The sequence below is a fragment of the Pseudomonas botevensis genome (assembly GCF_019145475.1).
In the GTDB taxonomy this organism is placed as follows: Bacteria; Pseudomonadota; Gammaproteobacteria; order Pseudomonadales; family Pseudomonadaceae; genus Aquipseudomonas; species Aquipseudomonas botevensis.
The window spans coordinates 1-25607 of sequence record NZ_JAHTKI010000040.1 but is presented as its reverse complement, the minus strand read 5'-3'; the positions used below and the strand labels follow the sequence as shown (position 1 = coordinate 25607).

At 64.2% G+C, this 25607-nt stretch carries 23 protein-coding genes; 3 read left to right on the top strand and 20 right to left on the bottom strand.

Going from position 1 to position 25607, the window contains the following annotated elements:
* Positions 1–198: 198 nt before the first annotated feature.
* The 20 genes from KVQ74_RS28775 to KVQ74_RS28680 form a co-directional block, all read right to left on the bottom strand.
* Positions 199–1065: a CsgG/HfaB family protein gene (locus KVQ74_RS28775; RefSeq protein ID WP_217834758.1), complete on the bottom strand. Its 867-nt coding sequence runs from the start codon at positions 1063–1065 to the stop codon at positions 199–201.
* Positions 1066–1094: 29 nt separating this feature from the next.
* Positions 1095–1526 carry a curli assembly protein CsgF gene (locus tag KVQ74_RS28770; RefSeq protein WP_217834757.1) on the bottom strand — a complete coding sequence of 144 codons (432 nt, stop codon included), beginning with the start codon at positions 1524–1526 and terminating at the stop codon, positions 1095–1097.
* Positions 1523–1915: a curli production assembly/transport protein CsgE gene (gene csgE / locus KVQ74_RS28765; protein ID WP_217834756.1), complete on the bottom strand. Its 393-nt coding sequence runs from the start codon at positions 1913–1915 to the stop codon at positions 1523–1525. The genes KVQ74_RS28770 and csgE overlap by 4 nt, the downstream gene beginning before the upstream one ends.
* Positions 1912–2451 (bottom strand): type II secretion system protein, encoded by a 540-nt coding sequence (locus KVQ74_RS28760; protein WP_217834755.1) that lies wholly within the window; start codon positions 2449–2451, stop codon positions 1912–1914. Before KVQ74_RS28760 ends, csgE begins: the two co-directional genes overlap by 4 nt.
* Positions 2426–2800: a type II secretion system protein gene (locus tag KVQ74_RS28755; RefSeq protein ID WP_217834754.1), complete on the bottom strand. Its 375-nt coding sequence runs from the start codon at positions 2798–2800 to the stop codon at positions 2426–2428. Before KVQ74_RS28755 ends, KVQ74_RS28760 begins: the two co-directional genes overlap by 26 nt.
* Before the next feature lie 5 nt (positions 2801–2805).
* Positions 2806–3276 (bottom strand): type II secretion system protein, encoded by a 471-nt coding sequence (locus tag KVQ74_RS28750; protein ID WP_217834753.1) that lies wholly within the window; start codon positions 3274–3276, stop codon positions 2806–2808.
* Positions 3277–3278: 2 nt separating this feature from the next.
* On the bottom strand, positions 3279–5126 hold the full coding sequence (locus KVQ74_RS28745; protein ID WP_217834752.1) for a secretin N-terminal domain-containing protein: 1848 nt from the start codon (positions 5124–5126) through the stop codon (positions 3279–3281).
* On the bottom strand, positions 5123–5641 hold the full coding sequence (locus KVQ74_RS28740; RefSeq protein ID WP_217834751.1) for a hypothetical protein: 519 nt from the start codon (positions 5639–5641) through the stop codon (positions 5123–5125). The genes KVQ74_RS28745 and KVQ74_RS28740 overlap by 4 nt, the downstream gene beginning before the upstream one ends.
* Positions 5641–6189: a GspMb/PilO family protein gene (locus KVQ74_RS28735; protein ID WP_217834750.1), complete on the bottom strand. Its 549-nt coding sequence runs from the start codon at positions 6187–6189 to the stop codon at positions 5641–5643. Before KVQ74_RS28735 ends, KVQ74_RS28740 begins: the two co-directional genes overlap by 1 nt.
* The gene (locus KVQ74_RS28730; protein WP_217834749.1) at positions 6176–6721 is read right to left on the bottom strand and encodes a PilN domain-containing protein; all 546 of its coding nucleotides are present in this window, start codon (positions 6719–6721) and stop codon (positions 6176–6178) included. Before KVQ74_RS28730 ends, KVQ74_RS28735 begins: the two co-directional genes overlap by 14 nt.
* A 1-nt stretch (position 6722) precedes the next feature.
* The gene (locus KVQ74_RS28725; RefSeq protein WP_217834748.1) at positions 6723–7526 is read right to left on the bottom strand and encodes a hypothetical protein; all 804 of its coding nucleotides are present in this window, start codon (positions 7524–7526) and stop codon (positions 6723–6725) included.
* The gene (locus KVQ74_RS28720; RefSeq protein ID WP_217834747.1) at positions 7507–9213 is read right to left on the bottom strand and encodes a GspE/PulE family protein; all 1707 of its coding nucleotides are present in this window, start codon (positions 9211–9213) and stop codon (positions 7507–7509) included. Before KVQ74_RS28720 ends, KVQ74_RS28725 begins: the two co-directional genes overlap by 20 nt.
* Before the next feature lie 84 nt (positions 9214–9297).
* The gene (locus KVQ74_RS28715) at positions 9298–9828 is read right to left on the bottom strand and encodes a response regulator (protein WP_217834746.1); all 531 of its coding nucleotides are present in this window, start codon (positions 9826–9828) and stop codon (positions 9298–9300) included.
* A 233-nt stretch (positions 9829–10061) separates the two neighbouring features.
* The gene (locus KVQ74_RS28710) at positions 10062–11015 is read right to left on the bottom strand and encodes a peptidylprolyl isomerase (protein WP_217834745.1); all 954 of its coding nucleotides are present in this window, start codon (positions 11013–11015) and stop codon (positions 10062–10064) included.
* A 15-nt stretch (positions 11016–11030) separates the two neighbouring features.
* Complete coding sequence (locus KVQ74_RS28705) at positions 11031–12581, bottom strand: ABC transporter substrate-binding protein (protein ID WP_217834744.1); 1551 nt, start codon at positions 12579–12581, stop codon at positions 11031–11033.
* 9 nt (positions 12582–12590) lie between these two features.
* Positions 12591–13211: an SCO family protein gene (locus tag KVQ74_RS28700; RefSeq protein WP_217834743.1), complete on the bottom strand. Its 621-nt coding sequence runs from the start codon at positions 13209–13211 to the stop codon at positions 12591–12593.
* Positions 13208–13858, bottom strand: coding sequence for an SCO family protein (locus tag KVQ74_RS28695; protein WP_217834742.1), 651 nt, complete (start codon positions 13856–13858; stop codon positions 13208–13210). Before KVQ74_RS28695 ends, KVQ74_RS28700 begins: the two co-directional genes overlap by 4 nt.
* A gap of 13 nt (positions 13859–13871) precedes the next feature.
* Positions 13872–15824 carry a YncE family protein gene (locus KVQ74_RS28690; protein ID WP_217834741.1) on the bottom strand — a complete coding sequence of 651 codons (1953 nt, stop codon included), beginning with the start codon at positions 15822–15824 and terminating at the stop codon, positions 13872–13874.
* A gap of 170 nt (positions 15825–15994) precedes the next feature.
* Complete coding sequence (gene mnxG, locus KVQ74_RS28685) at positions 15995–21832, bottom strand: manganese-oxidizing multicopper oxidase MnxG (RefSeq protein WP_217834740.1); 5838 nt, start codon at positions 21830–21832, stop codon at positions 15995–15997.
* Between the two features lie 190 nt (positions 21833–22022).
* On the bottom strand, positions 22023–22649 hold the full coding sequence (locus tag KVQ74_RS28680) for a lytic transglycosylase domain-containing protein (protein WP_217834739.1): 627 nt from the start codon (positions 22647–22649) through the stop codon (positions 22023–22025).
* A 202-nt stretch (positions 22650–22851) separates the two neighbouring features.
* Between KVQ74_RS28680 and gspG the strand changes: the two genes are divergently transcribed.
* From gspG to KVQ74_RS28665, 3 genes are all read left to right on the top strand, one after another.
* The gene (gspG, locus tag KVQ74_RS28675) at positions 22852–23280 is read left to right on the top strand and encodes a type II secretion system major pseudopilin GspG (protein WP_217834738.1); all 429 of its coding nucleotides are present in this window, start codon (positions 22852–22854) and stop codon (positions 23278–23280) included.
* A gap of 14 nt (positions 23281–23294) precedes the next feature.
* Complete coding sequence (locus KVQ74_RS28670; protein WP_217834737.1) at positions 23295–24482, top strand: type II secretion system F family protein; 1188 nt, start codon at positions 23295–23297, stop codon at positions 24480–24482.
* Between the two features lie 75 nt (positions 24483–24557).
* On the top strand, positions 24558–25226 hold the full coding sequence (locus tag KVQ74_RS28665) for a hypothetical protein (RefSeq protein WP_217834736.1): 669 nt from the start codon (positions 24558–24560) through the stop codon (positions 25224–25226).
* The last annotated feature ends 381 nt before the right edge of the window (positions 25227–25607 follow it).

The window sequence follows — 25607 nt, the reverse complement described above, 5'->3', positions numbered from 1 at the left end:
CCCCGGATGAATCCCGCAACGAAGGAACCCCGAGCCCCAGCGAGGGGCCGTACGCCGGGGCAAAGCCTTTTGGGTTACCTTTTTGGCGTCTGAAAAAGGTGACTCGCCGTAAGGGCGAAACCGCCACCCGCAACACCCCAAAAAACGGATATTCACCCAAACCAACCAAGAACCTGGTCGGCCCAGAGGCCGCCAGGCTCACTCAGCCTCAGCCCCCGGATCCACCTTGTTCTGAGTCAAATACCGATTCAACACATCATCCTGCCCAGGCGTCGAAGTATCCCCCGCCACCTGCCACAAATGCCGCTCGATCCCCTGCGCCACCATGTGTCCCACCGCCGCCTCGATCGCCGACAACACACACAACTGCGCCGGCTCGTTGGTCGTATACCCGACCTCAGCCTCCAGCAACTTCTTGAACTCGATGAACTTGAAAATCCCGGCACTGCGCGCCACCGAGTAAATCGTCTTGCTGGTCATCACATTCGCCAGCACCTGCCCGCTGCGCACATCCACCGCACGCAGGTTGACGGTCACCTGATCGACCCGATACTCGCGCTGCAAATCGATTCCCAGATACCGCGCCCCTTCCCCACCGCTGCGCACGTTGGTGTCGTAGGCGATGATCCCGCCCTCGAGCATCATGTTCGCCGCCTGCAACGGCGGCAGCTCGCCCTGGATGTTCACCGGGGTATTGGGTTTTTTCTGCGACGCCCGAATGATCTTGCGCTCGGTCAACAGGTTCTGCAGCCCTTCCCGTTCGAGCACCACGAACCAGCCGCTGGCCTGCATCGCGTCCATCAACATCGACGCCGCGCCCTGGGTGACGCTGGTGGAAAACGAACTCGCCGGAGTCGGCTTGTACTGCCCGGTCTGGTCACGGAAGCCGTACACCACCGCCATCAAACGACCCTTGGGCCGAGGCATGTTGAGCAAGTCGTAGTAGGTCGAAGCCCTGGGGGTCAGGGTCGGGGTCGCGATGTCCTGCTCGGCCGGCATCGGCTCGCGCAGACCGCACCCTTGTAATGTCGCCAACAGCAGCCCTAGCACTATTATTTTTTTCATGTCCGTCACTCCCCGGAACCGTCATCCCGTCATGGGTTGAGGCCGTTCACCTGAATTTCCGAAACTTCACCGCTCGCTCGGTCGGTCACTTGAATGCTCAGTGCCCCGGAGTCGTCGATGACGTTGACGATGAATGAATCGGTGGACAGGCTCCCCGTGTTGCCGGTGGAGATGTTGTCCAGCAACTGCCCCAGCAGTCGCGATTGCAATTGGCTGGTGAAACGCTCCAGCGCCGAGGTGCCGGCCACCGTGGTGCGCTTCTTCAGATCCGGGTCGTCGTAGTCGTTTTGCGCCTGGGCGTTGTTGAGCAGCCAGGTGCCGTTGAGCGGGTTGCCGCCGAACGACGGGTTGACCGGCGTGTAGACCAGTTCGGTGGCCTGGACGGCGGCAGAACCGGCAAGGCCGAGCAACAATCCCGAGATCCAGAATCCGCTGCGCCGTGAGAACGTTATTGTGTTCATAGTTCGTCCTTCTCAAGGTCGGTGGTGTCCTGCAACAGGGCTTCCAGCTTGCGCCGGACGACCTCCAGTCGAACCGAGTCGGCGGCCTCGTAGGCCTCGTCCTTCAGTTCCACGGTGTTCGGCGGCAGGAAGCGTCGATACACCAGGCGTTGCTGATATTCCACGGTCACCAGGCTTCCCCAGCGCGCGTCGGGGCGCTCGCGCACCACCAGGTTGAAGTCCATCGGGCTGGTGTCGCGCAGGCGCTCGCTGAACGAGTAGTAAAAGTCGTGGCCGATGTGCGAGATCGTGTCGTCGACGATGAAGCCCATCATTTCGTCTTCCTCGCCGGCCTGGGCGCAGCACGCCACCACCGTGAGGATCAACGCCCACCACCCCTGGCGGCTCATGGCTGCAACGCCTGTGGCAGGGCCGACTGGCCTTTGGCCGGGCCGTTGGTGCCATCGAGGAAGGCCTTCTCGGCGACGAACTGCCAGTCCGAATAACGCTGCATGCCTTCGAAATCCGACCACTGCGCCGGGAAGTCCGCCTGCTTCAACGGCAGCTCGGTCGAGGCACTGTTGAGCCCGGTGATGCGTCCGTCGAAGCCCCGTTGCAGCGACCACTCACCGCCACCGATGGGGTCCGGGTAGAGCTGGCGCAAGTGGTGCCGAGGCTCCGGGAAACGCTGGTCTTCGAGCAGGTCGGCAAGCTCTTTCGGGTACTGCGCCAGCCCCGGCGAACTGCGGTAGTAGCTGCGCAAGGCCTGGGCATACTGGCTGCCGACCCAGAGCAATTGCTTTTCCCGATCACGGCGCGACACGGTCGACCACAACTCGCCGGCACTGGCCAGGCCCATGCCCATGATCACGATCAGGAACAGCACGCCCAGGTAGGTGAAGCCGCCCTGCTGCGCGGGCTTACCACTCGGAATACTGGCTGCCATCACGCGCCCTCCCGGTAGCTCCGCTCTTGATATCGGCCACGCCGCCCGCCACGCCGTCCGGCGGCGCGATCAGCACCCATTGGTCGTTGCGCTCGGTGATCGGGTCCAGGGGCGCGTTGCGCAGGTAACGCTGTTCGACCAGTTGCTCGATGGAGTCCGGGTAGCGCCCGGTGTCGCCGTAGAAGTGATCCAGCGCCTCGCGCATCGCCGACAGGCTCTGGTGCAGCGTGGTCTCTTTCGAGGTTTCCAGGCTGTTGAAGTAGCGCGGCAGTGCGATGGTCATCAGGGTCGCGATGATCGCCATCACCACCATCAGTTCCAGCAAGGTAAAACCCTTTTCCCGGCGCATGAGATTCACCACTCGCGGTAAGCGATGCCGTTGAGGCCCTTGCCCCGGGCGTGGGAGTAGACGTCGAACACGTCCTCGCCATCGCGCGGGTTCTGAGCGGAACTGTTGTAGGCCCGCAGGCCCCAACCGCCGTTGTCGTCACGTTTGGCCGGCACCAGCGGGTCCCGGGGGATGCGGCGCAGGAAGTAGAACTTGGCACCCTTGGCGCTGCGCACGTCGCGCACGCCTTCGACCAGCACTTTGAGGTTCGGCGGGTAGCCGCTGCTGTTCAGCGACTTCTCGATGTAACCGGCGTCAAAGGCCCGTTTGTAGGCATCAATGCCATCGCGGATCTGATACAGCGCGGTGCGCAGCTCCTGCTCCTTGCCACGCCGTACGAGGGTCTCGGTCAGGGGCGCGGCCATGCTCGCCAGCAGACCGATCAAGGCCAGCGTCACCACGACTTCGATCAGGGTGAAACCGCGTTGGGCGTTCATGATCAAGGCTTCTCGACAGTGACGCGGGTGGTGGCCACGGCAGCCTCGCCGATGGCTTTTGGCTGCGCCGATGGCGCCGGCATCGAGTAAGTCTGCGAGCGATCCGGTGCCTGGATGTGCATGCTGGTTTCGGTGCCGGTGGGGAATTCCATGTCCGACGGGCTCTGATACGGCAGGTTGCGCACGATCCGGGGGGTGATCGACAGCACCAGTTCCGACTTGCCGACGGTGTCCTTGTTGCTACCGAACAACCGGCCCAGACCAGGAATGTCACCCAGGCCCGGAATCTTGTTGCCGGTGGCGCCGTGGTCGTTACGCACCAGACCGGCAAGGATCTGGGTTTCGCCGTCATGCAGGCGCAGCGAAGTCTGCGCGTTACGGGTGTCAACCTGCACCGGGATCGTGCCCTGGCGGGTCGGTTCCAGCGGCGTGGCGTTACTCACTTCGAGGGCAATCTTGATCGCCACTTCGTTGTTCAGGTGGACGGTCGGTTGCACTTCGAGCTTCAGACCGACGTCCAGGTACGTCACGCTTTCGGTGATCACCGGGCCTTGAGTCGACGGCACCGAGGTGGCGCTGATGATTGGCACGCGCTGACCGATGTGGATACGCGCCTGCTCGCGGTTGCTCACGCGGATCACCGGGCTGGCCAGGGTGTTGATGTCGTTGTCCTGGGCATTGATCTTGGCTTGCGGCGACGGCGAGATGGAGATCCGGCTGGAGTTGATGCCCTTGAGCTGATCGAGAATGGTCACCGCCGAACCGTCGCTGTTGACCACGCCGAAGGTGTTTGGCCATTGCAGACCGAGGTCGAGAATCCGTTGGGTGGCGACTTCCATCACCTCCACTTCCAGCACCACTTCCGGGTTGGACTGATCCTGCGATTGCAGGAGCTTCTCGGCCATGCGCACCGCGTCTTCGGTGTCGCGCATGGTCAGGGTGTTGAGGCGTTCATCGACGAACACATCGCGGGTCTTGAGCATGGTCTTGACCATGTTCAGCGCGGTGTTGGCGTCGATGCTGGTCAGGTAGAAGGTGCGCATCACCAGTTCCTGATAGTCCTTCAGCTTCTGCGGCGAGTCCGGGAAGATCAGCAAGGTGTTTTCGTTCACCACTTTCTGGTGCAACTGGTTCTGTTGCAGCAGCAGTTGCACAGCGTCTTCGATGCGCACGTCACGCACGAAGATCGTGGCTTTCATGTCCGGACGCAGGTCCTTGTCGAAGATGAAATTCAGACCGGCGACCTGGGACAACACCTCGAAAATGGTCTTGAGGTTGGCGTCGCGAAACTCCAGGGTTACCGGCCGGTCGAGCTTGGTGCGCAATTGCGGGTACTGGACCACGTTGCGGCTCTGCACCAGACGAATATTGCCTTGCAGCTCCAGCGCGCCTTCGTTGGTCGGGTCGAGTTCGAGGATCTGTTTCACTTGGCGGTCAGCGCCGTAGATGTCCCCCCGACGCAGGTCGCCACGGGCCAGTTCGAGTTTCTCGTCCATGCTGCGAAGGTAGTCGAGCTGGCGCAGGGCATCCTGGGCACGACGGTTGTTCGGTTCGATGGTCAGCACCCGGTTGTAGGCGGTGCGGGCCGAAGCGAAGTCACGCCGCGAGCGGTCGGTGTCACCCGAGGTCAGCAGCGCGGTGATCGCCTTGGCCCGGCCGCTGTTGAGCAACAGATGCAGCTCGGTGTCCCGGGGATTTTCCCGCAAGCCTTCCTGGATCCGCGCCAGCCCCGCCTCGTACTGACCCTGTTCGATCAGGTCGGAAGCTTCCTTGTTGGCGACCTGTGCGGAGCTGCACGCGGCCAGCCCGGCACACAGGCCCAGGCTCAACAGCAAACGGGATCTGTTCATTGCGTACTCCCCACAGACAAGGTCTGCGACAAATGCAGAGGCAGATAGACCAGGCTCAATTCCAGATCGGAGATGCCGGTGATCTTCCAGGTGTCATCGATGACATCGCCGTTGCGCACGACGTAGATTTTTTCGCCGTCCTGCAAAAACACTTGCAGGTCACTGCGGTCATGCAGGCGGCCGACGAATTGAAACGGCACCGGTGGCAGGCTCGGGGCTTGCACCACCGCTGTCGGGTTGACGGGTTGCTCGGTGACCGTCGCCAGGGTCGGCGCGACCTTCCAGGATTTGGCCGCAAACAGATCGCCGGCCGGGCTCAGGTCCTTCAGCGGCGCGGTGCCGGTCTTGGCGGTGCTGGCCGGCAGGGCACCCTTGCCGGTGGTTTTGGCCGGAGTCGCCACGGCGACTTCGCTGGAATCAGCGTCGTCGCTCGGCGAGAAATACTCAGGCAACCAGGCCAACGCCGCCGCCACGCCGAAGAACGCCACCCAACCGGTTATGCGCTTGGTATCCATCACGACCTCGACAGATAAAGGGTCATACGGATCCGGCCGGTCAGGTCGGTGTCGGCAATTTTCTTGCGTTGCAGCTCAAGGTCTTCCACCACCACCGCCGGCAACTGGCCGAGCAAGGCATGGAGGAAACGGCGCAGTTGCGGGTAGCTGCCGCGCACGGGGAGCAGGATCTGGTAGCGCGCCAAGTGGGTTTTCGGATCGACGCCGAGTGCGTACTCGCCACGGGCCAGGGTGATGTGCTCCTGGGCCGCGAGCGCGTAGATGCGGTCGATGGCGACCGTGGCCTGGGGCTGCGCCGGCAGTTTGTTGCGGAAATCGTCGAGCTGACGTTGCGGCACCACCGGCGGCGCAATGCTGCCGTCCTCGACCTTGGCCAGGTACTCGGTAGCTTCCTCGGTCTGCTGATTCAAGTGCTGCAGCGCCTGCCAGCCCGGCAGCAGTCCGCCGAGCATCCAGAACAACGCAACGATCACCAACGCCAGCCCGGCCAGGCCCGGAACACCGAGGCCTTGCAGGTATTCGTGGACGATCAGTCTAGGGATTCGCATCGCCAATCTCCCAAGTCGCCGACAGGTTGAATTGCACCGGTTGCTCCGGCGATTTGACGACGATTTCGTGGCTCAGCAGCGACACGTCGGACAACTCGTCGCTGGCTTCCAGACGCTTATGGAAGTCCAGCATCGCTTGCAGATCCCGCGCTTCAGCGCTGATCCGCACCTGGCCCTTGCGGGCATCCGGGGTCAGGGTGAGCAGCGCGATGTCATCGCGCGGCATCGCTTCGAGCATGGCGAACAGGCGTTCCCAGGGGCGGCGCAGTTGCTGCGAGACTTTGCGCATCTCGGCCAGGTTCTGTACCTGTTCGCGGGTTTCGGCGGGACTGAGGCTGGTCTTCACGCCGCTGTCGCCGGTGAGCTGGCGCTGGGTGTGCTGCAAGTGCCCTTGCTGCTGTTCGGCCTGCTCGCCGAGGTGTTGCTGCACGCCGAAGCACACCAGCGCGAGGATCACGCCGGCGCCCAGCAGGCTCCAGCCCAAGGGGCCGGAACGCGGACGTGGCTGGAAGTCGAGATTGAGCGCGCGCATGTCAGGCCACCGCCCGGGACATGACGTACAAGCCGTCACGCACGGTCATCGAGTCGTCTTCGAGGGTGCGCAGATGCACCCCCGCAATCTCCGGCAGCGCATCGAGCCGCGCCGGGGCATGCAGATAAACGTTGAAGGCGCGTTCGCTGGCGGACGCCTGCAACTGCCGTTCACGCCCGATCAGTGCGCTCAGCGTCGCATCGCTGTCGTTGCCGCCCACCGAACGCACCGCCGCCCAGCGCCCTTCCCGCGCCAGCAGCAACACGCTGCGTTGCGGTTCGGCGACCACGAACAGAAAGTCGCCGGCCTCAAGGCTGTGGTCGAAGCGGTTGAACGCGGTCATCAGGTACGGCTGCACCGAACGCAGGCGCAAACCGCGACCGCTGACCAGGCTGCGCAGGCGCTCCAGCAGGTCTTGCGGCAAGGCACTGGCGACGCGGTCGTAGCCGGCGGGCTCGGCGGACAGCACCAGGCTCCACGGCTGGGTCGGCGCGCCGAACAGGTCTTCGAAGCACAGTTGGGCGAAGCCGCGCAGTTCGTCGGGGCTGCTGATCTGCTCGCTCCACGGCACCAGGCAGAAACGGCTGAAGTGGCCGGAGATCACCACGCTCAGCTCGGCACCGGCGCGGGCATGTTCACCGAGCAACCGGTCGAGGGTGTCCAGCGCCACCGCGTAGCTCTGGAAGCCTTCGTCGATGTAGCCGACGCTGCCCAGCCACAGGGTTTCGCTGCCCCGCCGCTGCCCCAGGCCGACACCGCTGGCGCCGAGCACGGCGATAAAACGCTCACGCGATAAAAGTGACACGATTGATCTCCTCCAGCGTGGTCCGACCGTGCTCCACCAGCTCCAGCGCCGATTCGCGCAGCAGGCGCAAACCACGGGCACAGGCCAGGGTCTTGATCTGGGTGATGGGTTGGCGCTCGACGATCATTTGCCGCAGTTCGTCGTCCAGGTGCAGCAGCTCGGCAATCGCCGTGCGCCCGCGATAGCCGCTGCCCCGGCAATGACCGCAGCCCTTGCCATGAACAAAGTGGTAATGGCCGACCTTGTGCGGGTCGAGGCCGGAGGCGCGCAGTTCTTCTTCGCTCGGGGTGATCGGCGCGCTGCAACTGCTGCACACCAGACGGATCAGGCGCTGGGCAAGAATCGCGTTGAGCGCAGAGACCAGGCTGTAGGGATCGATTTCCATCTGGGTGAAGCGGCCGATCACGTCGAACACGTTGTTGGCGTGGATGGTGGTGAAGACGAGGTGCCCGGTGAGCGCCGATTGCACGGCGATCTGCGCGGTGTCCGGGTCACGGATCTCGCCGACCATGATCTTGTCCGGGTCGTGGCGCAGGATCGAACGCAGGCCACGGGCGAAGGTCAGGCCTTTTTTCTCGTTGACCGGAATCTGCAGCACGCCGGGCAACTGATACTCCACCGGGTCTTCGATGGTGATGATCTTGTCCACGCCATGGTTGATCTCGGTGATCATCGCGTACAGCGTGGTGGTCTTGCCGCTGCCGGTGGGGCCGGTCACCAGCACCATGCCGTAGGGTTCGGCGGCCAGGCGGCGCAGTTGGCGCAGGGTTTCGTCTTCAAAGCCCAGCGCTTGCAGTTGCACGCCGCAGACCTTGTCGGCCAGGTCCTGTTTGTCCAGCACCCGCAGCACCGCGTCTTCGCCAAAGATGCTCGGCATGATCGACACCCGGAAGTCGATCTGCCGACCGCTGATGCCGATCTTGAAACGCCCGTCCTGGGGCACGCGTTTTTCGCCGATGTCCAGTTCGGCCATGACCTTGACCCGCGAGATCACCTGTTCGGCGAACTCGCTGCCCTGGATCTTGCTGATGTTGTTCAGCACGCCGTCGATCCGGTACTTGATCACCAGGCCGCTGCCGGTGGTGCCCAGGTGGATGTCGCTGGCGTGCATTTTCAGCGCGTCGTAGAGGGTCGAGTTGACCAGTTTGACCACGGTGCTGGCGTCTTCGCTGATGCTGGTCAGCGACAGGCTTTGCAGGGTGTCGGTTTCGCCGCCGGCATCGGCCTGGGCGTTGAGCGATTCGACCGCGTGGAAGCTTTCTTCATGACGCGCCAGGTAGGCCTTGAGGTCGTCGGCGTGTACCAGATACAGCGGCGCGCCGTGCAGGCATTCGTCGATCCAGGCCAGGCGCGCGGTGTCGAAGGGGTCGGCGAATACGCCGATGACCTCGTCGTGATGGCGCAGGAGGATGAATTCACGTTTGAGGCATTGCGCGAGGGTGACCCGGTCGAACACCGGTGTCGCCTGGAACAGGTTGTCGGTGTCGAGCACCGGGTAATGCAGGGTGGCGCCGAGGCAGGCAATGAACGGCATCGGCGCCAGTTCGCAGAGTGCGGCCAGCGCATCCAGCACCCGTTCTCCGGAGCTGGTGGCCCGCGCACGGGCCTGGGCCAGTTGGTCACTGCCAAAGCGTGTCGGGGCACACGCAGGCGGCAAGGCTTCGACGACAACGGACAAACGTTCCATGGCTTGCTCTCCAGCACCCGGGGCTTGAAGCCCTGTCGGCGCGGGAGGCCATCGCGGCAAGTGCCGGAACGTTCTATCGCGCCACTACTCCCCGGTGAGCATCTGATCGTCGTCCGGCGCCATGGAGGTCGATTTTCGTCGACGATCCGCCAGCACCCAACTGCCATCGTACAACTGCAACGGGAAGCTCTCGGTCTTGCTCTGGCGTCGTTCGACGAAGCCCTCGGAAGGGCTCGCCCCGGGTTTCGCTTCGCGCTCAATCCCCAGAAGGTCGCAGACAGCTCGGGCCAGTTCCGCCAGTGGAAACGGTTTGAACAGGATGTGACTGACCCCCAGTTGCCGCGCCCGCTCACAGACTTCAGCGGTCGGGTGACCCGTTATCAGCACAAAATGACACGTCCTGTTCCGGCGGACGGCGTCGAGCACCTCAAAGCCTTCCATATCGGGCAAGCGGTAATCGAACACCACCACTTTGGGAGCAAACGTCTCGGCCTGGCCGATGCCGTCTGCGCCGTCGTGGGCAATCCGGACGTCCAGCCCTTGCGCCGACAGATAATCCTGAAGGTTCTGTGCAAGCAGCTGTTCGTCTTCGACAACCAGTACTTTGTTAACCAAGGTGGACTCCTTGAAACCGCAGGTCCGGCAACTGAAACCGAGAACCGAACCTGATGGAGTGCGCCTCGCAAGAGGTAACGCACACTTCATGCCAGGCTGAGTGCCGGTAAAATTTAGTCTTCATGTCCTTGAATTTCATGACAATGCCCGCTCGTCCCGGCACCCCGTTCCCCAAAAACGGGGCAGCACCTGAATGGGCATCGAAGCCATTCCCCACTATTGGGGGGGAACCTTCATTCGTCGTCAATTCGTTCGATCCTGTTCTGCGCCCGCAATTGCGCGAGCACCTGGCGACGAGCCTGGGACTGTTGCTGTCGGGCAAGGTAAGCCCTGACTGTTTCCAGCCCCTGCAACTCTGGGACATCGGCTGCCTCCAAGTGGTTCTCGACAACTATCAAATGCCAGCCGAACGGTGACCGCACCGCCCCGCTGAGCTCGCCCGGTTTCAAGGCAAACGCCGCCGCCTCGAACGCCGGGACCATTTGCCCACGGGAAAAATAACCCAATTCCCCGCCCTGACTGGCCGTGGCATCTTCAGAGCCGGTTTGCGCGACGCTGGCAAAGCTTTCACCCTGGCTGACAGCAACGTGCATTTGCATCAAGCGTAGTCGCGCCGCTTCAACTGTGGCGGGATCGGCATCCGCCGCGACCTTGATCAGGATGTGCCGGGCCTGCACCTGTTCCGGCGTGCCCATCTCGGCGCGGTGCTGCTGGAAAAACTCGCGCACCTGTTTTTCCTCCGGTTCCGGGGTCCTGGTCAACTCGGCAAACGTCTGCTGTGCCGCCAGCTCGCGGCGGGTGTACTCGGTGAACGAGGCTTCATCGAAGCCGGCGTCCTGCAAACGACGGAGAAAGTTTTCCGTGCCGCCGATGGCCTGGCGGGTCTGCTCGACTTGCTGGTTCACCGTTTGGTCATCGATCTGTATCCCGCGTTTACGCGACTCCTGCCACAGCAGTTCCCTGTCGATCAGCGCATCGAGCGCCGCCTGGCGCAGCTGTTTGTAGGCCTTGGGATTGCGGATGCTCGCCACGGCGCGGCCCTGATCCTCCAGGTATTCGGCGAAATAGCGCTCCAGGCGAAATTCGGAAATCACCTCGCCGTTGACCCGCGCGGCGGCCGGTTCATTGTTGGCCGACGCCACCGACAGCCAGCCTGAAAGCAGCAAGCACAGCAGTGTGATCTTCATGATCGGAACCTCCGTTCAAGGGCTGGCGATGATGGGTTTGTAGGGCGCGACCAGATAGAAGCGCTGATCGGGCAAGTCGACGGTGACCACATGCGCCCCGCTCAAGCCCAATCGTCGTCCGGGGCCGAAGTTCAGGCGCGGGGTCAGGCCGGTGTCGAAGTCGTGCAGGCCTTCGAGGGCCGCCACCAGTTTTTCCCGGCTGGCATCGCGTCCGGCCTGCTTCATGCCTTCGCTGAACAGCAGCATCGAGGCATAGGCGCCGACTTGCAGCACCGCATGCTGGGCGCCGAGGCCTTGATGCTCGCGCAACACGCCCAGCGCCATGCGCCCGGCCTGGGTCCAGTCGCTGGGCACGAACGGATACGCGAGGAACACCCGCCGGGAAAACCCGTCCGGCACTTGCAGCAGGTCCCCGGCCACCTGGCTCGACGCCGCGAACAGATACGGCACCTGCCCGGCACTCTGCAATCCGGCCGCCAGCCGACTGAAGCCATCGCCACTGCCCAGGTAGAACACCGAGCGCGAGCCCAGCGGCAAGGCATCCGCCGCCGGGTCGTAGGCTTGCAGATGGACTTTCTGCCAGCCATGGGCCTGCAAATACTCGCCAAGGTTTTGCGCCGCCAGCGCCTGGCCCGGATCGTTGGGATAAGCGATCAGCGTCGGCCCTTGCAGCACGCGCAGGCTGGCGCTGGCGTAGTCGGCCAGAGCGATCAGCTGTTCGCGCAGGCCCGGCAACGGCTCGAAAATCTGCGGACTCGTCTGCACCGGGCCGAGCAGCGACAGCGGCCCGATGAGCGGCACGCCGGCCGACTCCAGGCGCGGCGCCAGTTCGCTGTCCAGCGCCGGGGCCAGCGGAGCGATCAGGGCGAACACCCGCTCCTGCTCAATCAGCCGTTGCAGGGCTTGCTCGGCGCTGGCGCGATCCGGGCCGGGATCGACCACGGTCAGGCGCAATTGCCGGCCATGAATGCCACCGGCCTGATTGATCCGCGCCACGCTGCCATTGAGCACCGCCGCCACGGTCGTGCCCTCCTCGGCCAGCGGCCCCTGGCTGGGCAGCAAGGTGCCCAGGTGCAGGGTCTCGGCCTCCAGCCCCGGATCGCGGTCATCGGCCAGACGCTTGAGGTAAGCCGTGAGGTTGCGCTGATCCTTCATCGACAGCAGGAAGCGCGGCATGCTCGGGTCGAGTCGGTTGTTACCGGGGTCGCGGCCGTGCTGGATGACCTGCGCCAGCGTGCTGTCGGTGTAGGCCGGATAACTGCGGCCGTTGATCTGCTGCTGACCGTAGGTGCTGGTCAGCCGTGTCCAGCTCAACGCCGGTGGGCGCACCCCGCCTTCGGGCCGTCCGAGACCATCGGCGCCATGGCAGTTGGCGCACGGCAGACTGGTGGCCGGCAACAGCACGTCCGCCGCGCCGACCCGCGCCATGATCGCCTCGCCGCTGGCCGACAGGCCTTCGCGGTACAGGCGCTTGCCGGCGCTTTCCGCGTCGGTCAGCGGCACGGCGGCCGCGCCAAGGCTGACGCCAGCGAGCAGGCACAGGGCGAGAAGGCGGCAGGTTTTCATGACCGAAGCTCAGCGACCGGCCACGGGCATTGTCAGCAACTGCAAGCGCTGGGCAATGGCGGCGGCCGGAGCATCGGGGCGAATCTTGCTCCAGCGCTTGTTGGCGACATCGCCGACGATCAACTGGGTCGAGTGTTGTTCGGGAGTGGGCACGATCTGGCCGATACGACCGAGTATCAGATCCATCTGCGCCTTGTCGCCGGTCAGAAAAAACCAGTGGGGGTCATCGGCCCCCTGCTTCAAGGTGTAAGCCTTGAGCACCGCCGGTGTATCGCGCAGCGGATCACTGGTAAGGGAAATAAAGGTGATGCCCTCGGCCTTGTCGCCCAGCAACTCGCGGACTTCCTTGAGCTTGCGGGTAATCAGCGGGCAGGCGTCATTGCAACTGGTGAAGATCACGTTGAGCAGCACCACCCGGTTATGCAGCGCATCGCTGTAGAAACGCAGGGTGTCGCCGTTCTGATCCTGCAACGGGGTGTCGGTGAACCAGGTTTTCGCGTCGTGGGTGCCCGTGGCCGGTTGCGCCGCAACCACCACTGGCGACTGTTGCTGGTGACCCTCATGGGCGATCGCCAGCAGGCTGATGACGCAGAAACACAGGGTCAGGAAGATCAGCAGAAGCGCTCTCATGGCTGTTGCTCCATGGCAATCGCGGTGTGTTTGGCGTGGGTGCGCAGGCCGCTGAGTTTCTCGACTTCCTTGGTCAGCAGCGCCGGGTCGGTGAAGCCGTAGTAACGGGTCCAGTGGCGGCTGTTGCCGTCGCCGACGAGGATCAGCGGCTGGTGATTCTTGAAGTCACCGCTGAAGCTGCCGAGGCCCTTGAGGGTTTCGCTGATCGATTGCGGCGAACCGGTGATCCAGCTCCAGCCCGGGCCTTTCTGGAACGCCCGGGCGTAGTCGCGCAGGCGTTTCGGGTCGTCGCGCTGCGGGTCGATGCTGATCGACACCAGTTGCACTTCCTTGCCGACCCGCGAGCCGAGCGCGGTCTGCACCTTGCCCATGATCGACGACACCACCGGGCACACCGTCGTGCAACTGGTGTAGATGAAGCCCATGACCACGATCTTGCCTTGCACCAGATCCTGCTCCAGGCGCACGGTCTTGCCGTTCTCATCGAGCAGCGGCACGTTGGCGAACTTGACCTGGGCGTGCTCCTGGGTGTTGGCGACGGGGGCCTGGTGCCCGGCGTGCTCGTCCGCCGAATGGGCCTGGGCCTGATGGATGCCGACGGCCAGCAGGCACAGGGTCAGCAGGCCGCGAGATGCAAATCGGTTCATGGCGAATTCCTCTTCAACGGGTCGGGTCGGGGGTTACCCGGACACTGGCAAAGGTCTGGTCATCGAAACCGGCACCCAGCGAGGCCGCGCGCACGTGCAGATACCAGGCACCGCTGCGGTCGAGGGTCACCGGCGCCTCATACACGCCGTCCGCCACTTCCAGCGCCGCCACTTCACGGGGACGCGAGGTCGGAGCGAGGAAGTAGCGCAACTGCACGTCCTTGACGCCGCTGCGTTGCAGCTTCTGCTTGCCCTGGACGATGCGAAAGCGCACCACGTAGGGGTCGTTGAGCGCCACGGCGGTCTTGTCCAGCAGGAACTCGACCTTCGGCTTGCCAACGTGCTTTTGCGGCTTGCCGTCGTCCTCGATCTGCGCGGTGAAGCAATGAATGATGTTCGGTTGATTGAGCAGGAACGCCACGTCGAACGTCCCGGCCAGCGGCAGCTTCACCCGCGTGCTGTAGAGCCCCGGCGACACCTCGCGCAGGCTGCGGTCAATGACCATGGCCGCACGGGCGATCTGCCCACGGTTGGGGTAGCCGGACATCGGCGCGTTCATGCCTTCGGCGTAGAAGTAGGTGGTGTTGTCCACCGGGTTGACCACGAACACCGCGTTGTCGTCCCGCGACACCGCCAGGCTTGAGGCCAGCGGCAGATCCCCGGCCAGCCGCGGCGGCTGCGGACCGGCCTCGAAACCCTGGCTGATCGGCTGGCGACCTTCGCCGAGGGATGCGAGGTTGATCATGGTGACTTTCGGCGAGGCCAATCCACGCACATAGGCGTAGGCCTTGGTGAACACCACTTGGTAGGGTTCAGCGGAGACGTCGAGGTCGTGGATCGCAGCGTCGTTGGCGGCGTCGATCACCGTGGCACGGTTCTCCACGGTGTTGAGCACGACGCCGAAGCGGCCGTCAGCGCTGAAGCCCATCGGGCCGAGGCCCTGTTGCAGTTTGATCACCCGCCGTACCGCGTGGCTGATCGCATCGATCACGGTGACGCTGCCGTCCTTGCCATCGGCCACGTACACCGCGCCGGACAGCGGCGAATAGGCCACCGACAGCGGGCTGCTGCCGGTCTTGAGTTGCCGCAGGATATTCAGGCTGGCGACGTCGATGACGCTCAGGGTGCCGTCGTCGCGATTGCTGACGAAGGCGAAACGGCTGTCCTTGCTGAAGCTGATTTCGTGGTGCCCGCGCCCGGTCGCCAGATGTTTGAGGGGTTTCAGGCTCTGGGTGTCGATCACCGTCACCCCGGACTCTTCAGCCTGGGTCGCGTTATTGCCGACCCACAGCAGGCGTTCGTCCGGTTGCAGCGCCACGCGCACCGGTTGGCTGCCGGCGGCGACCGCGTCGATGACCGTGAATTGCTCGCTGTCGATCACCGCCACTTCCCCGGCAGCGGGCATCGACACGAACACGCGTTTGTTGTCTTTGGGCGTGACCCAATCCATCGGTGGTTGCTTGAGCTCAATGCGCGCCAGGGTGCTGGTGATCCCGCCGACCGACACCGACGGGTCGACCACCGCAATGCTCGCATCGCGGTTCATCACCAGCAGGAAATAGCTGTTGAGGTCGAGCAGCGGCCGGGCGCCGATATTCGACTTGAGGAACGTGCCGACCCGGGACTTGCAGCTTTTGTCGCGGCCCTGGGCCTGGTCGGCGGCGAGCGTTTGCGGATCGATCCAGGCCCCCGGTGCCACGCCGGACAACGGCTGTCCGGACGCGCCATCGGTGACGCGAAACTGCACGTCGGCGAACTCGCCTTCACGCAGTTTGCCGTCACTGGCCAGCGGCTTGAGCTGGAACGCCACGTTGACGCCATCGCGGGCCAGGGTCTGGCCACTCCAGGTGTCCGGCAGCGCGACCTCGCTGAGCATCGCCGACGGCGCCGTGCGCCAGACGCCGAAGCTGATCAGCGCGCCCGCCACCAGCAGTACACCGGCGCTGATTCTGATGATCCTGTTCATAGCGCTCTCCCCTTCAAACCTGTGCCCGACATCACCGCCCCCATGAGCGAAACATCACCACCCGTGGGAGCGGACCTGCTCACGAAAGCGTCCTTCCCGTCACATCAATGCCGCCTGTGCCGCCGTCTTCGCGGGCAAGCCCGCTCCCGCAAGGAGGGCTTGCCTTTCAATCACTGGCCCTGCGGGGCCGGCTCCGGCTCGTTGGTCACCCGCAACAATCCCCACAGGCCCGAGGTGTTGCCGTAGGCGGCGTAGTCGCGGAACAGGTAGTCCCCCGCTATCGCGTTGCTGCCCCCGGCGCTCGGGATCATGAAGCTGAAGTGCGCGGCCGGCAGGACGCTCTCGTGGGCGCCGATGTACATCGACATCGGGTTGTAGCCGAAGCGCACCGACCCCACCCCCGGCGCCCCCATCGGATAACCACCGGTGTCGCTCTTCTCGGCCAGGAACGGATTGACCGACCACACATGCCCGTCGAGCTGGAACGTGGTGCCACGGCTGCCACCGGTCGGCATCAGGATGTGGGTCCGGAACGGCTGCCCCGGTTTGGCGTACAGCACCGGCGTCTGCGGATCGCCCCCCACCAGCGCGTTGCTGTAGGCCATGTGCGCGTTGGTCATGTCGCCGTAACCGGCGCCGTCGGCATGCCCGAACGGCGCATCCGGGGCGAGGCCGAAGCGATACCACAGCGGCTCGGTCTTGTAGTTGATCGCCATGCTCGAGTTGTCCTGCGGGTCGGTCGGCACACCAAAGCCTTCGGCCGCGATGCCCTCCACCGGCCGGCCATTGGCCCAACGGGTGTTCAGCGCCTTGTGCCAGACCATCGCGAAGTCGCGGTAAGGCGTTTGCCCCGGCGCGGTGACCGTGGCGTTGACCTTGCGCACATCGTCGACCCAGGTGGCGCCGGCCGGCAGGATGCTCATCGCTCCGCCCAGGCCTTTTTGCGGCTGCTTGATGACGTCCGCCGGAGTGATGTTCAAGCCGCCGAACTCCACCGCCGTGGCGTTGATGTTGTCGACGCTGCGGCCCAGTTGGGTCACCGGTTTGCCTTCACGCTCCAGGTGCCCGGCGTAGTACTGATAGGTACGGGTCGGGTACGCGCCGCTGTTGCCCACCCGTGGCGGCACGGTCTGGATCGGGTTGGCACCGACGTTGGCACCGTCGGACTTGGTGATGTCGTAGGCCAGCAGTTGCGCGTGCAGGCCAACGTGGCTGGACGGCCGCATCAGGTTGTTGCTGAAGGTGGTCGAGCCCAGGCCGCTGTTGCGGTCACGCTTGACGATGCCCTGCATCACGGCGGTTTGCGTCAGGTCGGGCATCACGCTCGGCAGACGGTTTTCCAGGGTGATGTTGATGCAGTCCCCGGCCGCCGCACGCAGCACGAGCGGTTCGACGGGCACACCGGGTTTGAGCTTGCCGGTGACCGGATCGAGGTCGGATTTGCGCACGTACAGGATCGCGGTCGGATCATGCAGCGGCCCGCTCTGCCCGCCGATGGTGATGGTCTCGCCATCCTCCGGATCGGTCACGGTGACTTGCGGAATGCTCACCGTGCGCGAGTTCAGCACCAGGGTGCCGCCCGCCGGATTCAGCGGCCCGCCGACATGCTGGCCGAGCCCGGCAGGATCGCCTAGGGTCAGGCCCAGCGTGTTGCCGAGGATGTCGTTGGCCAGCGCCGCCACCACGTCATAGTTGCGCTGCACCGTCGGCCGGGTGCCGATACCGTTGAGGTTGGCGCTGATCCGTGGGCAACTGCCCTCGAACGCCACGGTATTGCGCATGCCCGCCGGACTCGGGTTGTTGGGGATGGCGAACAGATCATTGCGTTTGGCCGTGTAGTTGCGCATCACCCCCCAGATTCCGCTCCAGTAGCCTTCGATCGAGGCGTCCATCGAGTACAGGTAGTCACCCGTGGTCGCGGCGGAGCTGGAGAGCATCGACACCGGCGCAATGAAGCCCATCTGCTCGGAGATGCCGATCATCTGCGACGCGCGCCAGCCCGAGTTGGAGCTGTTGCCGAAGCCGGAACCGCTTTGCAGCCACTTCACGCCGTGCAGGGTGACGTTGTGCTCTTCTTCGTGGCCGCCGGCATGTACCCGCAGCCGCACGTTGTCGCCGGTGTAAGTACGCAGCATCGGGGTGAACGGATCACCTGCCTCGCTGCCGCCGGTGTTGATGTGCGGCGGGAACAGCGTGGTGCCGCCGGTCGGGCCGGTGGCCGAGGTCACCAGGTTCGGCGCCAGGTTCATCGCCGGGATCGCCCGGTCGGTACGGCTTTGCATGGCATAGGCGAGGTCGCCGCCGAGGCCGTCGGCCTGCATGCCGCGCTTGCCGTCAGGGCCGACCTTGTTCGGGTCGTAGACGCGCAGGGCCAGCGGCTCGTTGCGATAGTTGACGACGAACATGCCCGGATCATCCACGGAAATCGCTTGCGGGCATGGCCGGCTCGGGCAGCCCGGCACCTGACCGCCCTGCACTTCCAGCACACCTTCGAGCAGGCTGCTGGCGTTGTTGCGCACCGGCGGGTTGATCGCGTAGCGGAAGCTGTCGGCAGTGGCCGGGAAGGCTTGCGGATTGGGCACACCATTCGGCCCGGCACCGACATACACGCCAGCCTCATAGGCGTGCTGGAAGTCGCTGTACTCGAGGAAGAACTCACGGAAGCTGTCGTTCTTGCCGTCGCCGTCGAGGTCGCCGGTATTGATCACCGCTTGCCACGATGTCGGCCCGCCGTCCTGACGCGCACCGCTGTACAACGGCGCGCCGGTTTCGGCGTGGAACCAGGTGGAACCGGCCGGTTCCGCCAGCACCGTGGCGTACAGACCGATCTGCTGGTGGGTCGATGGGCCGAGGTGGTCGTGGGTGAAGATCGTGCCGAGGCCGCGATCCACGCCTTTGATGTTGACGACCGGGTCGACGAACCAGCGCTGCATCGCGGTGCGCGCGCCCATCCAGTCGCTGCGCCCGTATTGACCGAAGAACGGATGCGCCTTGGCTTTCGGGCAGGCCTGGGTGCCGTCACGCGGGTCGGTGCCTGCGCACTGGTTGAACTCGCGGATCGCATGAATGCGTTCCTGCACCGCACCTGGGGAGAGCACTCCGTCCTCATAGTTCCAGCCGTTGGAGGAGCCGTCGGCGGAGGTCAGGTCCCATTTCGGCAGGTGAATGTGCTGGCCGATCACATCGGTCGGGGTGCGCACCTGATAGTCGTCCATCTCGTAGACAGCCGGCACCAGGTTGGTTTGCTGGTATTGCACGCAATCGAAGGTGTTCATGCGCATCACCAACGGCTCTGGCGGACGCTGCTTGGTGATCACCGGCCAGGCGTCTTCCCACAACGCGAGGATGCGCGCCTGCGGGAAGTGATAACCGACCTTGTTGTACACCGCGTCGAACTGGATGTTGGCGGCTTTGTAGATCCGTGGACGGTCGGCGGTGAAGGTCGAGGCGCCGACGAACGACATGCCGTCGATGCGCTCACCACTGTTGAACTCACCGGTGCCGGCGCTGGCGGTCAGGCGTTTTTGCCGGTCGTCCATGCACGGTTCGTAGTACGGCGCACCGGCCATCGGCAAGGCGCCGTTGGTGCGGAAGTTGCGCGCGACGATCTGATTGCCGGGCAGCAAGGCAAAGCTTGGGTGATCCTTTTTCGCGTGGAACGCCATCGCCGCCTGTTCGACTTCCGTGCCCTCTTCCGGCAGATAAATCGGTTTGGCGCGGGTGACTTCCTTGGAGAAGTCCAGCGAAGTGGTCACGGTATGCGCCTCGCCACCGGCGGAGACGCCGTCCAGGGCGTGACGCTGCAAACCGCCGTCCCAACCGCCGGACTGCGCCGGGTCGAGGTTGGCCCACAGCGCCTTGCCGCTGGATTTGAGCGCCTGCGCGGTGGCGGCGTCGAGCATGTCCAGCGGTGGGGTTGGCGGACGCTGACCAACCGAACTTTCCATACCGCCAATCCAGAATGGATAACCCGGGTTTTTCAGGGTGCCGTCGGCGTTGCGGTTGGCTTCGCTGCGATCCACCAGCGCCAGTGAGCCAATCGCGCCCGAGCCGCCGTTACCGCCGTGGTGTTCGCCGTCGTCGTCAGCCTCTTCTTCGTCCTCGTCGTCATCATTGCCGGCGACCAGGGTTTCGCCGACCTTCGGCACTACCACGACTTTGCCGGGCATCGGTGCCATGGCTTTGCCGGGCAGCGGCACGACGGCGGGAATCGGCGTGCCGGCAATGATTTCGCCGTCCGGCAAGGCCCGAGCACCGGCCGCCGGTTTACCACTGCGCAGGGCATACGGTTCGCTGTGATAACCGTCGGCGCCTTGCGCGGACACCTCCAGTCGGGTGCCCTCCTCGAACACATCATGCACCCGCCACATGGCCCACATGCCCTGGGCGAAGTGCGGATAGAAGTGGCAGTGATAGATCGCATCGCCCGCAACCCGGTTGCGGTTGCCCGAGCCGCCGTTGGCAATTTCATAGGTGTAGCCGGCGCCCGGGCCGATGCCCTGGGCGTCGACGTAATCGGAGTTGTCATCGTTGGGGTTGAACAGCCACTGGTGGCCGTGCAGGTGGAAAATGTGCTGCTCGTGGCCGTTGTGGGTGTTGCGGAATTTGACGAAGTCACCGATGTAGCTGTGGTTGACGTTCGACGGCTCCGACGGATACAGGGCCATGGTCGCTTTGACACCGATCTGGTCGGCGGAGGGTGTCTGGCCGGGGGCGATGTTCTCAAGCCCGGTGTTGGCCGGCACGTCCACCAGCATCGCCACGTCACCGACGGTGTGCGAGCTGAGGAAGAATTCTTCGTAGGCGCAGGACAGGCAATCGTGCATCGGCCCCACGCCCAAACGGTTGGCGACCACTTCGGCGCCCATGCCGCCGGAGCCGTAGTTGATCATGAACGAATCGCGGGTCGGCTCCAGCACATGGGCCATGACCAGATCGGCCCAGTAGGCGGGGAACGCCTGGGTCGCGGCGGTTTCATCCTGGAATTGCGAGGCGAAATCGCGGAACGGTTCCAGCCGGTTGGGAATCGCCGGGTTGCGTTTGCCGACCGACTCCAGGGCATAGGTGCTGGGCGGGAAACTGCCATCAGCGTTGCTGCCCATCACAATCGCGTCGCTTTCGCTGGAGATGATTTCGCTGCCGTCGACCATGCTGATGATCGGCGTGCCGGCCTTGCCTTCACGCAGCCACGGCTCGCGTTGCGGGTAGCGGGCCTGGTAGTCGACGATCGGTTGTCCGGCGGGGGTGCGGCCCGTGGTGGCCAGGCGCATTTCTTCTTCGGTGAGGGTGTTGCGATAGGTGCGGCCACCTTTGGGCAGCACGACGACCTGACCGAACAGGCCATTGGCAACGTTGCCGGCCGCCCCCTCCCCGCCGAAGGTCGCGCCGCGACTGCTGACTGCAAACGCACCCTCGCGCTCGGCGTACAGCACGTAGGAGCGGCTGGCTCCCGGCGGCACCAGGCTGTTGGCATTGCGTCCGGTGAACGAGGAGATGTCATCGATGCTGTTCACCGCTTGCAGGCCGTTGACCTGAAACCCGACATGGCGATCGGCGACTTGCTCGTCGACCTTGAAGTCTTCGGCGGCGTTGGCATTCTCGATACCCTCTTCCTCTTCGCCTTCGTTCTCGAAATGCTTGTTCGGGTTGGCCTGATAATCGAGCAGGTTCTGCAGGTTGATGGTCAGGCAATCACCGGCGGCCACCCGCAGCACCAGCGGCCGTGGACGCTTGTCGGCCCGCAGCGAAACCTTGCCCGGCACCGCCGCGCCACCGTGAGCCAGCGACACGTCATGGTCATCGACCACATCACGGCGCAGGGCGTACATCATGCCGTTGGCGTTCTGCGCACCGAGGCGGTTGAACATCAGCGGCTGATCGAACGCCACGACGTTGGCCACCAGATTGCGCTCGCAGCGCACAGCCGCGCTGGCGATCTCGACGCTGAGCATGGAGGCCAGCAAAACCAGCCAGTTCAACAGGGACGGTACGTGGTGAATGCCAACCATGATCGGAAACCTCGTAGTGGGTGCTCACAGGGAATGATTCTCGACAAACCCCTTGGAGCAATCCGCGTGCCACAAAAAATTTCGCTATCTATCAACCGGTTACATCGGCGACTTGAAGCGTTGGGGAATATTCCCCACCCGTTTCCCCGGTTTTCGTTTGCCCCGATGTTGGGGAAAACCGGGTTGCGGACTACAACGGCGCATCCGCCGCCAGGCCCTGCAAGCGCCGGTACTGGCGCAGGACGCTGGGCACATAGCGCTGGGTTTCGGCGAACGGCGGGATCACCCGGCCACGGCTGAGCACCGCTTCCGGCCCGGCGTTGTACGCCGCCACAGCCAGGGCGATGTCGTTGTCGAACAGGGTCATCAGGCGTTTGAGATAGCGGGCGCCGCCCTGGATATTGGCGCGGGGGTCGTAGACGTCGGTCACCCCCAGCTCTCGCGCAGTGTCGGGCATCAGCTGCATCAGCCCGCCCGCGCCCTTGGGCGAGGTGGCACCGGGGTTGTAGTTCGATTCGGCGTTGATCACCGCATGCAGCAGCGCCTCGGGCAAATGGTTGGCCGAAGCCGCCGCCGAGACCAGTTCGGCGTAGGGCTGCCTGGCGATCATTTGCGGTTGTTGATCGAGGCTCACCACCGGCATTTGCGGTTCGTGAATCACCCGTTCGTAGGTGCGTCCGGGGCGGTGGACGTTGGACAGTACGTAGCCGCCCTTGGCGTCCACGGAAACGAACACATCGGCCTCGGCGATGCCGGTCAACAGCATGCAGCCCAGCAGTCCTGCACAGATGGGTTTGAGCCTGATTGGATTGAGCATTGCGCCTCCCCTGACCGGCCCGAAAAATTGGGGGAAATGCCCCACTGACCCGTCGTGATTGAGCCGTACGCAAGCACTGTGCCGACTCGCGCAAAGCCCGTAATACAAGGGGTTCAGGCAGATGACTGGGTTTGAGTGGTGGGTGAGCATGGCAATTGCATAAGCCCTCGGGAGACACGACTGCCACTCACGGGAGGTCATCATGAAGGCGCATTTTCGTCCGCGTGCCCAACGGGGTTTCACCTTGCTCGAATTGCTGGTGGTGCTGGTGGTCCTCGGCCTGTTGGCCGGGATCGTCGCGCCGAAATATTTCGCCCAGTTGGGACGTTCCGAAGTGAAGGTCGCCAAGGCGCAGATCGAAGGCTTAAGCAAGGCGCTGGATCTGTATCGCCTGGAAGTCGGCCACTACCCGTCCACCGAACAGGGCTTGCAAGCACTGGTCACCGCACCGAGCGACGAAGCGAAATGGACCGGCCCGTACTTGCAGAAAAAACTGCCGCAGGACCCTTGGGGCCGCAACTACACCTACCGCTACCCCGGCGAGAACAGCGAGTACGACTTGCTGTCGATGGGCAAGGACGGCCAGCCCGGCGGTGAAGGCGAAAACGCCGAAGTCACCAACTGGCAATAAGCGGAGCACAGCGCATGCGTTTTCATCTGAAGGCAGTGGGCAAGGCCGGGGTGGTGTCGCTGAGCGTCGAGGCGCCGGGCGATAGCGAGGCGCGGCGGATCGCCGAAGACCAGGGCCTGCGCGTGGTCAGCCTGCACGCCGAAAAGCACTGGCGCTCGCTGCGCCTGCGCCAGCGCGAAACCTTCAATCTGGTGCTGTTCAGCCAGGAGCTGACCACCCTGCTCAACGCCGGACTGCCGCTGATCGATGCCCTGGAAAGCCTGGCGGAAAAAGAGACCGCACCGGCCGCGCGCAAGACCCTCAGCGAACTGGTGCGCCTGCTCTATGAGGGCAAATCCTTCTCCCAGGCATTGGGCCAGTTGTCGGCGGTTTTCCCACCCTTGTACGTCGCGCTGGTACAGTCCAGCGAGAAAACCGGGGCGGTCGGCGATGCGCTGGGCCGTTACGTCAGCTATCGCCAGCGCATGGACGAGGTGCGGCAGAAGATCGTCAGCGCCTCGATCTACCCGCTGCTGTTGCTGGTGGTCGGCGGTGGCGTGGTGCTGTTTCTGATGGGTTACGTGGTGCCACGCTTCAGCCTGGTATTCGAAGGCCTGGGCTCGAACCTGCCCTGGCTGTCGCAGATTCTGATGAGCAGCGGCATGTTCCTGCACGCTCATCAGGCTGAGTTTTTCGGTGGGCTGGCGGCACTGATCGTCGCCCTCACCGTCCTGCAAAAACAACCGGCGTTTCGTCGGGCGCTGGATCGGCTGGTGGAAAAACTGCCCGCCGTACACCAGAGGATCTTCATGTATGAACTGGCACGGTTCTACCGCTCGTTGGGCATCCTGCTGCAAGGCGGGATTCCGCTGGTGACCGCCATGGGCATGGTGCGCAACCTGCTTACCCCGGCCTCGCGGGTACGCCTGGACCAGGCCTGCGAGCGAGTGCGCGAGGGGCAATCGCTGTCCACCGCGCTGGAACTCAATCGTCTGGTGACCCCCGTGTCCCTGCGCCTGCTGCGGGCCGGCGAACAGTCCGGCAACCTCGGCCAGATGATGGAGCGCAGCGCCGATTTCTACGACGAAGAAATCAGTCGCTGGATCGAGTGGTTCGTGCGCCTCTTCGAACCACTGCTCATGACCTTCATCGGCCTGCTCATCGGGGTGATCGTGATCCTGATGTACATCCCGATCTTCGAACTCGCTTCAAGCATCCACTGACCTCGGGAACGGGTCGGATCAACGGCAACCACGCAATCCACGTTCCCAACCAATACAACAAAGACGGAGAACGATATGCACATTCAAAAGCTCATGCTCGCAATGGCCATCGGCGCAGTCCTGTCGGCGTCTACCGTATTGATTCCGGACAACCTTTCGGGAATGTCCAGCGTTCAGGCCAAGGAAGGAGGTAGTGGCGGCGGAGGTAGCGGAGGTGGAGGCGGCGGCCATGGAGGAAATGGCGGAGGTGGCAGCGGCGGTGGTGGCGGCGGCAATGGAGGCGGCGGCAATGGAGGCGGAGGTGGTGGCAACGGAGGCGGAGGCGGCGGTAGTGGTGGTGGAAGTGGTGGTGGCAATGGCGGCAGTCACGGCGGCAGCGGCGCCGGTGGTGGCAGCAGCCATGGCGACAGCGGCGGTCACAGCGCCAGCGGCAACAGCGGCCACGGCTCCGCAAACTCAGGCCCCAGCGCCTCCTCGGGACGCAACGGCACCCACGCCGAACCGGGGGATGACCATGGCGTGCATCGGGCCGGTGAAATCGGCGATGACCACGGCGTCCATCGCGCTGGTGAAATCGGCGATGACCACGGCGTCCATCGCGCTGGTGAAATCGGCGACGATCGCGGCGTGCATCGCGCCGGTGAAATCGGTGATGACCGAGGCCTGCATGCCGCAGGCGAACCGGGCGATGATCGCGGCGTCCATGTCGGCGGCGAGCCTGGCGACGACAAACGCGCCAACTGACCACACCTGACACACTGCAAGCCGGCTCTCACAGGACTGAGGCCGGCTGTCAGGCCGCCATCGTGGATTCAGGCGGCTTTTCAGCAGACTTCAGATCGCAGCCCTCACCCTAACCCTCCCGAAACGTCGGACCGCCCGGAGGGAGATGGAACTGGCCACAGCGGCAGTAAAGAACATGTACCCCCACCAGAACCCGGTCGGCCCGAAGGCCGCCTCCACGGGCAAGCCCACTCCCACAAAAGCAAAAGCAAAAGCAAAAGCCGTCCACACCCGCTCCCCACCACTCAACACAATGAGCGTTAGCTCGAGTACCGCTTTTGATCTTGCCGTGCCGGCCCCTTCGGCAGGCTGAGTGGAGGGGTTCATCCGGGGGTGGGAGCG